Below are 12,815 nucleotides of genomic sequence, written 5' to 3' on the forward strand. Positions count from 1 at the left end.
CAATCCTAGGGCTTGGGGCGACCTATGATCACCAGACGCGCTTTCCTGCGCCTTATCGGCGGCTCGGCCTTCGCCATGGTGTCGCTCAGCGCCTATGCGGTCGGCATCGAGCCGATGCTGCTCACCCATGTGAAGCGCTACACGCTGACGCCGCCGCACTGGCCGGCCGGGCTCAAGCTGCGCGTCGTGGCGCTTGCCGATATCCACTCCTGCCGGCCCTGGATGACGCCGGAACGGATCGCAGCGCTTGCCGAGGAGGCCAACGCGTTGCAGCCGGATCTGATCGTGCTGCTCGGTGACTATACCGCCGGGACAAAGCTGGTGACGGGCCGGGTGCGGGTGGAGGAGTGGGCCGAGGCATTGTCGGGGCTGAAGGCGCCGCTCGGCGTGCTGTCGATCCTCGGCAATCACGACTGGTGGACCGATTTCTTCGCCCAGCGAGCGGAAGCCGGCCCGACCCAGTCGCGCAAGGCGCTCGAGCATGTCGGCATCCCGGTGCTGGAAAACGACGTCGTGCGGGTGGAAAAGGACGGCCATGGTTTCTGGATCGCCGGGCTAGCCGATCAACTCGCGCTGCTGCCGAACAAGGCCAAGGGACGCGACAGTTTCCAGGGCTTCGACGATCTCCCGGGCACCTTGGCCAAGATCCAGGGGAGCGAGCCGATCATCCTGCTTGCACATGAACCGGACATCTTCCCGAAGGTGCCCTCGCGGGTATCGCTCACCTTGTCCGGCCACACGCATGGCGGACAGGTGCGGCTGTTTGGTTATTCGCCGGTCGTGCCTTCGGACTATGGCAATCGCTTCGCCTACGGCCATGTCGTGGAGAATGACCGCAACCTGATTGTGTCGGGCGGGCTGGGCTTCAGCATTCTGCCGGTTCGTCTCGGGGTGCGGCCGGAGATCCTGCAGATCGATCTGGGCTGAGGCGTGTCGCCCCGGCCCGCCGCCTCAGCGCAGCGACCTGATCACGTCCATCACGTCCGGTTCCGCCTTCTCGCCGTCGAACGCATCGACGATGCCGAAGGCGCCGCCATAGCTCCACAGCGACCAGGAAAAGCCATGCGCCTCGGCGCGGGCGATCATGTCGCGCACATAGGCTGCGCGATATGCGGCCGGCATGACGAAGCCGTTGCCGTATTCCTTGCGGATCATGCCGAATTCACCGAGCGTGATGTCCTGCGGCTTGATCCCTTTGGCCTTCGCCCAGGCGTCGACCGTCGCGAACGGCGCATCCATCAGGCCGCGCAGCTTTTCGGAGCTGTCCATCGTCGCCACCTGCTCGTCGAGATAGCTAAGCAGGCCGCTTCGCCGCGCCCAGGGCGCCTCGGCCCTGATCCGGTCGCGGATCGCGTCCAGCGCCATGTCGAGTTGCGCCTTCGGGACAGCCGTCAACGGATAGGGCAGGCCGGTTACGTAGGGGATGAAGTCCCCGGCCCAGCTTGCGCCCTGATGTGTCAAAAGGAACGGGTCGTAGGAATGGAAGGTCCAGATGATGTTGTCATCGGCGATCGTCTTGGGGTCGATCCTGGCCAGCGACTCCGCGTTCGAATAGCAGCCGCCGCTCAGCACCAGCGTGAGCCTGGTGGCGGAGGCGCGCGCGGCGGCGAACAGCTGCTTCTGGCGGTCGGGCCAAAGGTTGGTGCCGTTCGCCTCGCAATCGGCCAGCGGCTCGTTCATCAGTTCCAGCGCGACAAGCTTCGGATCCTCCTTGGCCAGCGTCCGCGCCATCTTGCGCACCAGCTCGGCATAGGCATCGAAGACGGCCGGGTCATGCATCACCTCGCTCATGCCGATCTTGCGGTTGCCGCCGGCGGGGATCAGATGCAGGTCGACGATCACCTTCAGGCCGGCACGGTTGATCATGCGCGCGGAGTCCAGCACGCTGGCATAGAGGTCGTCGCGGAGGGCTGTGGTGCGGTCCGAAAGAAAGGGCGAGGGATCGACCGGCATTCGCAGGAAGTCGAGACCGGCGCTCTTGAGCGCCTTGAGGTCGTCCTCATTGAGGAATTTGCGCCATTCCGGGTAAGGCAGGATCGCCTGGCGCTCGCCCCATCTGTCCTCGACCGGCCAGGTGACCCACTGGTCGAGATTGAGGCCGCGCTTCATCGAGAAGGTCGCCGCTGCGGCGGGCAACGCCAACGGGCCAAGCGCAAGCAGCGCCACCATCAAGGTCTTGATCATCGTGCCCAACAGTGCCATCCCGTTCCCGCGCGAAAACAGTGCGTGTCGCCCAAAAGTGTGCAGCGGTTTTTGGGACAACGACACGCATAGAAAAAATGCCTAAAGCCGCAGGGCTTTAGGTGCCTGTTCGGGCCTGAAAAGGAAAGCGCGATGGACGATCATGGTGAATCGGCGGCGCTCGGCGCCGGGCTTTCCGGAGCGCTGACGGAGTTCGGCCACCGGCTGATGGCGAGGGTCTACTATGCCGACACCGATTTCTCCGGCGTCGTCTATCATGCGCGCTATCTCGAATTCCTCGAACGCGGGCGCTCCGACTATCTGAGACTGACCGGCGTCCACCACACCGAACTCCTGGACGGCAAGCATGGCGAGCGCATCGTCTGGGTGGTGCGGCGCATGGAGATCGACTTCCGTTCGCCGGCGCGTATGGACGATATCCTCACCATCGACACGCGCACCGGCGATATTTCCGGCGCCCGCATCTTCATGGGCCAGCAATTGAAGCGTGGCGGCGATGTGCTGGTCGAGGCCAAGGTCGAAGCGGCGATCGTCGGCGAAAGCGGCCGGCCAAAGCGTTTCCCAAAGGAATGGATCGCGGCTTTCATGCCGAAGGCAAAAGCCTGAAGCTTCCACCCGAGGCCCATCTTGAAGGCTTCAACCGGACGGCTCCGGTTGCCGGCGGCCCCAGCCATGCGCGGCAATGCGCCGCGCCTGATCCCCTAACCCATCCTTAACCATAACGGTTCATGAAGGAATTGGCGAAGATTGGCGCAATCCGTGCGCCTTCCTTTCACCAATATTTGCCTCGAAAAGGCCGCGAAACGGTGCATTCGGGGCTATCCGCAAGCTTCTAGCTTCGCGCGATCGGACCAAAGGAATGCCCATGGGCCAGCCGCCAGCGATGCCCGGAAAATCTTAAGGACGTAAGTCATGGAAAATATCGCACTCGCCGAACCGGGCGCGCATCTGTCGCTCTGGGCTCTATTCATGCAGGCCGGCTGGGTGGTCAAGCTGGTCATGATCGGCCTGCTCTGCGCCTCGATCTGGACCTGGGCGATCATCATCGACAAGCTCGTCGCCTATAGCCGCATGCGGCTGGCGCTCAACCGCTTCGAGCAGGTGTTCTGGTCGGGCCAGTCGCTGGAGGATCTCTACCGCACGCTGGCCGATCGCAAGACCACGGGGATGGGCGCGATCTTCGTCGCTGCCATGCGCGAATGGAAGAAGAGTTTCGAAAAGGGCGCGAAATCGGCGCTGGCGCTGCAGACCCGCATCGACAAGGCGATGGACCTGGCGCTGACGCGCGAGATGGAGAAGCTGGAGGGTCGGCTCGGCTTCCTCGCCACCACCGGCTCGGCCGCACCCTTCATCGGGCTGTTCGGCACCGTCATCGGCATCATGACGTCGTTCCAGGCGATCGCCGCCTCGAAGAACACCAGCCTTTCGGTGGTGGCACCCGGTATCGCCGAGGCGCTGCTCGCCACCGCGATCGGCCTGCTCGCGGCCATTCCCGCGGTCATCGCCTACAACAAGCTGTCATCGGACGCGAACAAGATCGGCATGCGCATGGAAGGCTTCGCGGACGAGTTCTCCGCCATACTCTCGCGCCAAATCGATGAAAAAGTAGCGCAGAAGGGCTGAGGATCGATCATGGGGATGTCTGCTGCAGGCGCAAGTGGCTCGGGGCGAGGCGGACGCGGCCATAGGCGGCGCGGCCGTCACCATGCCCTGATGTCCGAGATCAACGTCACGCCGATGGTCGATGTGATGCTGGTGCTGTTGATCATCTTCATGGTCGCGGCGCCGCTGCTCACCGTCGGGGTTCCGATCGACCTGCCGGATACGCAGGCCAAGGCGATGAATGTCGACACGCAGCCGATCACCGTCTCGATCGACTCGACGGGCAAGATTTTCCTGCAGGAGACCGAGATCCCGATCGAGGAGCTGGTAGCCAAGCTGCAGGCGATCTCGAAGACCGGTTACGACGAACGCATCTTCATCCGCGGCGACAAGTCGACCGACTACGGCACGGCAATGAAGGTGATGGCCCGCATTTCGGCGGCCGGCTACAAGAATATCGGCCTGGTCTCGCTGCAGGAACAGGATCAGTAGACGCCAAATGCGGACCGGCCTCACCTCATCGGTGATCTTGCATACGGTGGCGCTGGCCTTCGGGCTGTTCACGCTGTCGTCGCCACCTGCAATGCCCGCGGCCGACGTGGAGTCGGTGGCGGTCGACATCGTGCCTATGGAAGCCGTGCCGCAGACGCTGCAAGGCGACAAGAAGTCGGTGATGCATGAAAAACCGGCGCCGCTGCCGACCAAGCGGCCGGACGTCGTGCCCAATGCACAGAAGGTCGGCGAGAACACCATCGATACCGACAAGCCGGTGACGGACGAAGCCAAGCCGAAGCCGGTCGAGAAGACGGCGGCGCCGCCGCCCGCGCCGACGCCGACCGAGAAGCCGGCGGTCGAGGACGTGCCGAAGCCGCAGGAAAAGCCGAAGCCGACCCCGGCGACGGAAGTTGCGCCGACGCCGACGCCGAAGGAAGAGGTCAAGCCCGAGCCGGTCAAGCAGACGGAGCCCAAGCCGACGCCGGCCAAGCAGCCGACACCGACGCCGCCGAAGGACACGACCGCCGCTATTTCGAAGGACGAGGTGAAGCCTGACGCCGTCGCCGAGGCGATCGCCCAGCAGCAACCCACCGACGAGGCCAAGCTTCCGGACTCCGCGCCTGCGCCGGAAGCGCGGCCGAAGCCGCAGCCGGCCCAGGCCGAAAGCGCCAAGGCGCCGGACCGCAAGGACGCCGACAAGCCGGTGAAGGAAGCGTCTTCCAAGCCGAAATCGGACGACAAGCAGTTCAATGCCGATGAGATTTCCGCCCTGCTGGACAAGCAGAAGCCGTCCGGCGGCGGCGCCAAGCGCTCGACGCAGCAGGCCTCGCTCGGCGGCGAAAAGGACCAGGGCCAGAAGCTGTCGAAGTCGGAGGAAGGGGCCCTGCGCGATCAGCTTGCGGGTTGCTGGACCTTCCCGGCGGGCATGGAAGCCTCGGACGATCTCATCGCCGTGATCTCGTTCAACCTCGACGCCTCAGGCAAGCTGGACGGCCGGCCTGTCGTCGAGAAATCGAGCGGAAACCGCCAGGTCGACGAAAGCGCGGTGCGCGCTATCCAGAAATGCAACATGGCCGGCCTGCAGGTTCCTCCCGGAAAACAGGACATCTGGGCGCAGATCAAGGTCACTTTCGATCCGAGGGAAATGCTTGGCCTCTGAGGCCTGCCCTCCGCACAATCAGCGAAGAGAAGCGAGAAGATATGAAATTCACCCTCAAGCCGCTCCTGATGGTCGCGACAATAGCACTGGGTTCTATCGTTGGCGCCGCCGCGCCGGCATGGGCTCTCGTCGAGATCAACGTCAACAAGGGCAATGTCGAACCGCTGCCGATCGCCATCACGGATTTTCAGTCGAATGATGCGCTGGGCGCGCAGATCACCGAGATCGTAACCGCCGACCTGAAGCGCTCCGGCCTGTTCGCGCCGATCGACAAGAGCGCTTTCATCGAAAAGATTTCCGGTCCGGACGCCACGCCGCGCTTCGACGACTGGAAGGTAATCAACGCGCAGGCGCTGGTCACCGGCAGCGTCGGCAAGGAAGCCGACGGCCGCATCCGCGCCCAGTACCGGTTGTGGGATACGTTTGCGGGCCAGCAGATGGCGGGCGAGCAGTTCTTCGCCAACGACGCCAACACCAGGCGCGTCGCCCATATCATCGCCGACGCCATCTATGAGCGGATCACCGGCGAAAAGGGCTATTTCGACACGCGCGTGGTCTTCGTCGACGAGTCCGGCGCCAAGAACGCCCGCAAGAAACGGCTCGCCATCATGGACCAGGACGGCGCCAATATACGCTACCTGTCGGACGGCCGCGCGATCGTTCTGACGCCGCGTTTTTCGCCGAACCGGCAGGAAATCACCTACATGTCCTATGAAAGCGGGCAGCCGAAAGTGTATCTGCTGCAGATCGAGACCGGACAGCGCGAGCTGGTGGGCAACTTCCCCGGCATGACCTTCGCACCGCGCTTCTCGCCCGACGGCCAGAAGGTGATCATGAGCCTGCTGCGCGACGACGGCAACTCCAACATCTTCGCCATGGATCTGAGGAGCCGCTCGACGACGCGGCTCACCGATTCGACCGCGATCGACACTTCTCCCTCCTATTCGCCGGACGGCTCGCAGATCGTCTTCACCTCCGACCGCGGCGGCGGCAGCGGCCGTTCGCAGATCTATGTCATGGGCGCGGACGGCTCCAATCCGCACCGCATATCCTTCGGCGACGGCGTCTATTCGACGCCCGTCTGGTCGCCGCGCGGCGATCTCATCGCTTTCACCAAGCAGAGCGGCGGCGAGTTCCAGATCGGCGTCATGAAGACCGACGGCTCGGGCGAGCGCATCCTGTCCTCCGGCTTCCAGCAGGAGGGTCCGACCTGGGCGCCGAACGGCCGCGTGCTGATGTTCTTCCGCGACTCCGCCGGCGGCCCCAAGCTGGTCTCGGTCGATCTCACCGGCCGCAACGAGCAGCAGATTCCGACGGCGAACTATGCTTCGGACCCGGCTTGGTCGCCGTTGCTTGAGTGAGGGGGGCGGGGAACTGAGGAATTGAAGAATTGAAGAATTGAAGAATGGAGAAAGAGGGTAGCTACATCAAGCGCGCGAAGGATCTGGAGGTCTATAGGCGTGCTTATGCAGTTTCCCTCGAGGTCCATAGAGCCACACTCGTTTTCCCGAAAATCGAGCAATACGCGCTGGCTGACCAAATGCGTCGATCCAGCAAGGCGATCTGCACCAATCTGGCTGAGGGCTTCGCCAAACAGACCCATTCCAGGCCCGAATTCGCGCGGTTCATCTCGATGGCTCTGGGATCGTGCAGCGAAATGGAAACGTGGATTTCTTATGCGTTTGATCTTGGCTACATCACGCAGCGGCAACGCGACGAATGGCTGCAAGCCTATGCCCACATCTATGGAATGCTGGTGAATCTAAGGGAGAGATTGAAGTGACCCTTTTCGCCAATTCTTCAATTCCTCAATTCTTCAATTCCCCTTTTTCACAACCCGGTCGCGTTTTGGCCGCATTTCCGCCTAGGGTCCGCGCGCAGTGTCGCCCCTTCGTAAAGCGCGGGGCAAGCAGTCGCGGACGGCGGCTCGAAACCAAAAATTAACCGTGTTTCTTGAATGCCGGTTAACCCAAACGTGGTTACTGGGTGATCAACGAAATCACTCATATGCGAAGGAGAGGCGGCATGGGCCGTATCGCAGCACTTACCAGAAACCCGGCGATGATCGCTCTCGTGATGGCGCTCGCCATTACCGGTTGCGCCTCGAAGAAGACCCCGAACAGCGCGGCCGATCTCGGCCTCAACGGTGCCGGCGCCGCCACGCCCGGTTCGGCGCAGGACTTCACCGTCAACATCGGCGACCGCATTTTCTTCGATACCGATTCCTCGTCGATCCGCGCCGATGCGCAGACCACGCTGGCCCGCCAGGCGCAGTGGCTGAATCAGTACCGCCAGTATGCGATCGTCATCGAAGGCCATGCCGACGAGCGCGGCACGCGTGAGTACAATCTGGCACTGGGCGCCCGCCGCGCCGCCGCCACCCGCGACTTCCTTGTCTCCAAGGGCGTCTCCGCCGGCCGCCTGAAGACGATCTCTTACGGCAAGGAGCGTCCGGTCGCGGTCTGCGACGACATCTCCTGCTGGTCGCAGAACCGCCGCGCCGTTACCACGCTTTCCGGCGCCGGCTCCTGACGCATGATACCGAAGATCGGGGTCGATTTTCGGTAACGGCGCTCGGCGTCCCAGGCGACAAAAATACAACATCCCAAAAATGAAAGGCGGCCTCAGGGCCGCCTTTTTCCTTTGCAACAAACCGAAACAAAATTTGGCCGAAGTCTCGCGTCCTGCTATGAGCGCGAGGGCGCTTCCTCCCTTGTTTGATTTGGAAAGGCGCATCAGGCCAACACCCACCGCGAGAGACAGAATGCACTTCAGAACGGTCCTGAGCGGCACGCTTGCGCTGCTGCTCGTATCAAGCCTCCCAAGCCTTGCCGCGCCGGCCGACAGTGCCGGGCCGGCCGCCGACAGCGGGTTCACCTTCCATCTGCCCACGCTCGGCATCTTCGGCGACAAGAAGAAGCCGGAACAGGCGCAGGTCGCACAACAGGAGGGCGGCGCCGGCGTGACTGGTCTGGAAGATCAACTGCGCCAGCTGAACGGCAAGATCGAGGAGATGAATTTCCAGATCCTGCAGATGCAGGAACAGATCCGCAAGCAGCAGGAAGACAATGAGTTCCGTTTCCAGCAGCTGGAGGGCCAAGGAGGCGCCAAGCCGGCCGGGCAGAAGAAATCGGAAGCCGCGCCCCAGGACAACAATAACGGCAACACCAATCTCGGCGATGCCGGCACCGGTCAATCCGGCACCGGCGACGCCGGAGCCGACAATAGCGTCGCCCAGGCCCCGGCGACGCAGCCGCCGGCTGGCACCGGTGCGCAAAACGGCGGCAAAAGCGTTGGCGACGTCATCGTGGAATCGCAGACCGGCGATCCCGGCAAGCTGATCACCGGCGCGCCGCCGAAGAATTTCGGCACCATCACCGTCGACAAGAACGGCAACGTGGTCAATGCCGAGACCGGTCCGCAGGCCAGCGCGCCGGCGGAAGCTCCCGCGGCCACGGCAAACGCTCCTTCCGCCGAAACGCCGGCCAAGAAGAGCAAGTCCGGCGGCACCGAAGTGGCGGCACTGCCGTCGACCAACAATCCCGACGAGCTCTATCGCAATTCCTACCAATTCATCCTGTCGGGCGATTATCCGACCGCCGAGCAGGGTTTTCGCGACCATATTTCCCGCTTCCCCAAGGACGCCAAGGCGGCTGATGCGCATTACTGGCTAGGCGAGTCGCTGCTCGGGCAGCAGAAATACCGCGACGCGGCCGAAGTCTTCCTCGCCGCCAGCAAGGACTATCCGAAGGCGAAGAAGGCGCCCGACATGCTGCTCAAGCTCGGCGTTTCGCTGGTCGGCCTGAAGCAGAACGACGTCGCCTGCGCCACCTTCAGTGAAATCGGCAAGCGCTATCCCGATGTTTCCGGCGCCCTCAAGGAACGCATCAAGCAGGAAAGGGCCCTGGCGTCGTGCTGACGCCCGACAGCAAACCTGACCTTTTGGACTGCCTTTTCTCCGACCTGGATCTTTCGACCGGCGCCATTGCTGCCGTGTCCGGCGGCAGCGACTCGACCGCCCTTCTTCTTCTCCTCAAAGATCACCTCGACCGGACGGCATCGGCCGCCAGGCTGCTCGCGGTGACCATCGATCATGGCCTGAGGCCGGACTCGGCCACTGAGGCGCGGCTCGTTCAACGCTTCTGCGCCGATCGCGGCATCGCGCATCGCATTCTTGCCTGGCGCGGCGACAAGCCCGCGACCGGTCTGGCGGCCGCCGCGCGCGAGGCGCGCTACCGGCTGCTTGCCGAAGCTGCCGGCGCCGAAGGCATCAAGCTGATCCTGACCGGCCACACCGCCGACGACCAGGCCGAGACGGTGCTGATGCGGCAGGCGCGCGACGATGAGGGCCGGGGCCTCGCCGGCATGGCGCCCGCCACGCTGTTCGACTGGCGGACATGGATCGTCCGGCCGCTGCTTAGCACAAGGCGCGCGGCACTGCGCGAGATGCTGCGGGCTCGCGACATCGGCTGGATCGAGGATCCGACCAATGCCGATGCCCGCTTCGAGCGGCCGCGCCTGCGGGCGAAGCTCGCACAGGGCGACGGCGAACAGCGTATCGCGCAGGCGCTGGCACGCGCGGGCCAGGCGGCTCTCGAGCGCCGGGAAATCGGCCGCCGCGCCGCCATGCTCATCGACGCCTTTGCCGGCAGGCCGGTTCCGGGCCTCATCCGCCTCGATCGCAAGTTTGCCGGACATGAGGATGGCCAAGCCGCCATCCATGCGCTGCGCATCCTGTTGGCCACCATCGGCGGCGTCTCGTTTCTTGCCGACGAGACGCGCTGCGCTGCGCTGCATTCGCGCCTGCGGTCCGCTCCGTTTCGCGCCACATTGTCGCGGACGGTTATCGATGCGCGACGAACCGGCATTTTCCTTCGGCGCGAGAACCGCGACCTGCCTGCTGCCGCGCCACCGCAGCACAACCGGCTCTGGGACAATCGGCGGCGCATCACTTTGAAAGACGGGCCTGGCGATTTGGTGATCGCGCCGCTGGGGGCTGCCGCCGCCGGGAAAGCGCCCTTGAGCGAGGATATCCCGCCGAGCCTTTCGCGCGCCGCGCTTGCCGCGGAGCCCGCGCTGTGGTCCGCCGGCGAATGCCTTGGTCTTGCGGGCGGCAATGCCGGCTCGCGATCGGTCTCGATCGCTCCGGCGGTGGCTCCTTTCGCGCGCTTCCTGCCGTCCTTCGACATAGAGCCCGCCGCCGCCGCGGCGGCCCTGGTCGGCGCGCCGCCGTTGCCGGCACCGCCATTCCGCCGCCATGATGATGGTTGAGGGTGGGCGAAAGCTTAACCGATACGTGCTGTTCTGCTTGGCAAGGGGGGGCGCTCTCCCTATGTTAGGCCCAAGCTAATCCATCATCGCGGGTCCGCGCGCGGACGCCAACGGGACAATAGATGAATCCGAATTATCGCAACCTCGCGCTCTGGGCGATCATAGCGGTCCTGCTCATAGCCCTGTTCAATCTTTTCCAGACGCCGCAGACGCGCGGCGCCACCACGGATATCGCCTATTCGCAGTTCCTGCAGGACGTCGCGTCGGGCCGGGTCAAAAGCGTGACCATCGCCGGCGCCCGCATCTTCGGCAACTACACGGACAACGCCAACGGCTTTCAGACCTATTCGCCCGGCGACCCGTCGCTGGTCTCCAGGCTGCAGGACAAGAACGTCACCATCACCGCCAAGCCCGAGACCGACGGCTCCAATTCGCTGTTCGGCTATCTGATCTCGTGGTTGCCGATGATCCTGATCCTCGGTGTGTGGATATTCTTCATGCGCCAGATGCAATCGGGCTCCGGGCGCGCCATGGGCTTCGGCAAGTCGAAGGCCAAGCTTTTGACCGAGGCGCATGGCCGCGTCACCTTCCAGGACGTCGCCGGCGTCGACGAGGCCAAGGAAGATCTCGAAGAAATCGTCGAGTTCCTGCGCGATCCGCAGAAGTTCCAGCGCCTCGGCGGCAAGATCCCGCGCGGCGTGCTCCTGGTCGGTCCGCCCGGCACCGGCAAGACGCTGCTCGCCCGCTCGGTTGCCGGTGAAGCCAACGTGCCGTTCTTCACCATTTCCGGCTCGGACTTCGTCGAGATGTTCGTCGGCGTCGGCGCAAGCCGTGTGCGTGACATGTTCGACCAAGCCAAGAAGAACGCGCCCTGCATCATCTTCATCGACGAAATCGACGCGGTCGGCCGCCATCGCGGCGCCGGGCTCGGCGGCGGCAATGACGAACGCGAGCAGACACTGAACCAGCTGCTGGTCGAGATGGACGGTTTCGAGTCCAACGAGAGCATCATCCTCATCGCCGCCACCAACCGGCCCGACGTGCTCGACCCGGCGCTGCTGAGGCCCGGCCGTTTCGACCGCCAGGTCGTGGTGCCGAACCCCGACATCGTCGGCCGCGAGAAGATCCTCAAGGTGCATGTGCGCAACGTGCCGCTGGCGCCCAATGTCGACCTCAAGGTGGTTGCGCGCGGCACGCCGGGTTTTTCCGGCGCCGATCTGATGAACCTCGTCAACGAATCCGCGCTGATGGCGGCGCGCCGCAACAAGCGGCTCGTCACCATGGCCGAGTTCGAGGACGCCAAGGACAAGATCATGATGGGCGCCGAGCGCCGCTCGTCGGCGATGACGCAGGCCGAGAAGGAGCTGACCGCCTATCACGAGGCCGGGCACGCGATCCTGGCGCTCAACGTGCCGTCGGCCGATCCGTTGCACAAGGCAACCATCATCCCGCGCGGCCGCGCGCTCGGCATGGTCATGCAGTTGCCGGAAGGCGACCGCTATTCGATGAGCTACAAGTACATGATCTCGCGGCTTGCGATCATGATGGGCGGCCGCGTCGCCGAAGAGTTCAAGTTCGGCAAGGAGAACATCACGTCGGGTGCCTCCTCCGATATCGAGCAGGCGACCAAGCTGGCGCGCGCCATGGTCACGCGCTGGGGCTTCTCCGACAAGCTCGGCCACGTCGCCTATGGCGACAACCAGGAAGAGGTCTTCCTCGGCCATTCGGTGGCGCGCACCCAAAACATCTCGGAAGAGACGGCGCAGATCATCGACGCCGAGGTGCGGCGCCTGATCGACGACGCCTATTCGACCGCCAAGACCATCCTGACCAAGAAGAAGAAGGAATGGATCGCGCTCGCCGAAGGACTGCTCGAATACGAGACGCTGTCCGGCGACGAGATCAAGCAGCTGATCGCGGGCAACAAGCCCGCCCGCGACCTCGGCGACGACACCCCGCCCAGCCGCGGCTCGGCCGTGCCGAAGGCCGGCACCGGCGGCCGCCGCAAGAAGGGCCCCGAGCCCGAAGGCGGCATGGAGCCGCAGCCGTCAAGCTGAGGTGGTGCGCGAAAGACTGATCGAGAAAC

Annotated in this window: 12 protein-coding genes; 11 read left to right on the forward strand and 1 reads right to left on the reverse strand. The window is 64.1% G+C overall.

Translation table 11 applies throughout. The features are described 5' to 3' along the window. Positions 1 to 24 precede the first annotated feature (24 nt). Positions 25 to 927, forward strand: a complete 903-nt coding sequence (locus LB552_RS17845; protein ID WP_224608839.1) for a metallophosphoesterase — start codon at positions 25 to 27, stop codon at positions 925 to 927. Between the two features lie 24 nt (positions 928 to 951). On the opposite strand, the gene LB552_RS17850 is transcribed toward LB552_RS17845, so the two are convergent. Continuing rightward, positions 952 to 2,202 carry a glycoside hydrolase family 5 protein gene (locus LB552_RS17850; RefSeq protein ID WP_224608842.1) on the reverse strand — a complete coding sequence of 417 codons (1,251 nt, stop codon included), beginning with the start codon at positions 2,200 to 2,202 and terminating at the stop codon, positions 952 to 954. Positions 2,203 to 2,334: 132 nt separating this feature from the next. Between LB552_RS17850 and ybgC the strand changes: the two genes are divergently transcribed. The 10 genes from ybgC to ftsH all read left to right on the forward strand — a co-directional run bounded on the left by ybgC (position 2,335) and on the right by ftsH (position 12,786). Then, positions 2,335 to 2,808, forward strand: a complete 474-nt coding sequence (gene ybgC / locus LB552_RS17855) for a tol-pal system-associated acyl-CoA thioesterase (protein WP_224608844.1) — start codon at positions 2,335 to 2,337, stop codon at positions 2,806 to 2,808. Between the two features lie 306 nt (positions 2,809 to 3,114). Continuing rightward, positions 3,115 to 3,825, forward strand: a complete 711-nt coding sequence (gene tolQ, locus LB552_RS17860; protein ID WP_095767277.1) for a protein TolQ — start codon at positions 3,115 to 3,117, stop codon at positions 3,823 to 3,825. A gap of 9 nt (positions 3,826 to 3,834) precedes the next feature. Beyond that, a complete protein-coding gene (tolR, locus tag LB552_RS17865; RefSeq protein ID WP_411909045.1) occupies positions 3,835 to 4,296 on the forward strand; it encodes a protein TolR in 462 nt (153 codons plus the stop codon). 7 nt (positions 4,297 to 4,303) lie between these two features. Continuing rightward, on the forward strand, positions 4,304 to 5,458 hold the full coding sequence (locus LB552_RS17870; protein ID WP_224528022.1) for an energy transducer TonB: 1,155 nt from the start codon (positions 4,304 to 4,306) through the stop codon (positions 5,456 to 5,458). Between the two features lie 68 nt (positions 5,459 to 5,526). After that, positions 5,527 to 6,819: a Tol-Pal system beta propeller repeat protein TolB gene (tolB, locus tag LB552_RS17875; RefSeq protein WP_224528395.1), complete on the forward strand. Its 1,293-nt coding sequence runs from the start codon at positions 5,527 to 5,529 to the stop codon at positions 6,817 to 6,819. 44 nt (positions 6,820 to 6,863) lie between these two features. After that, entirely contained in the window at positions 6,864 to 7,241 is a 378-nt protein-coding gene (locus LB552_RS17880; RefSeq protein ID WP_224608847.1) for a four helix bundle protein, read from the forward strand. A 242-nt stretch (positions 7,242 to 7,483) separates the two neighbouring features. Next, positions 7,484 to 7,990, forward strand: a complete 507-nt coding sequence (gene pal / locus LB552_RS17885; protein WP_095767281.1) for a peptidoglycan-associated lipoprotein Pal — start codon at positions 7,484 to 7,486, stop codon at positions 7,988 to 7,990. Between the two features lie 232 nt (positions 7,991 to 8,222). Further along, on the forward strand, positions 8,223 to 9,377 hold the full coding sequence (gene ybgF, locus LB552_RS17890; protein WP_095767282.1) for a tol-pal system protein YbgF: 1,155 nt from the start codon (positions 8,223 to 8,225) through the stop codon (positions 9,375 to 9,377). Continuing rightward, positions 9,371 to 10,729, forward strand: coding sequence for a tRNA lysidine(34) synthetase TilS (gene tilS, locus LB552_RS17895; RefSeq protein ID WP_224608850.1), 1,359 nt, complete (start codon positions 9,371 to 9,373; stop codon positions 10,727 to 10,729). The genes ybgF and tilS overlap by 7 nt, the downstream gene beginning before the upstream one ends. A 122-nt stretch (positions 10,730 to 10,851) precedes the next feature. Then, positions 10,852 to 12,786 carry an ATP-dependent zinc metalloprotease FtsH gene (gene ftsH, locus LB552_RS17900; protein WP_095767284.1) on the forward strand — a complete coding sequence of 645 codons (1,935 nt, stop codon included), beginning with the start codon at positions 10,852 to 10,854 and terminating at the stop codon, positions 12,784 to 12,786. Positions 12,787 to 12,815: the final 29 nt, after the last annotated feature.

The organism is Mesorhizobium sp. CA7 (genome assembly GCF_020165015.1).
In the GTDB taxonomy this organism is placed as follows: domain Bacteria; phylum Pseudomonadota; class Alphaproteobacteria; order Rhizobiales; family Rhizobiaceae; genus Mesorhizobium.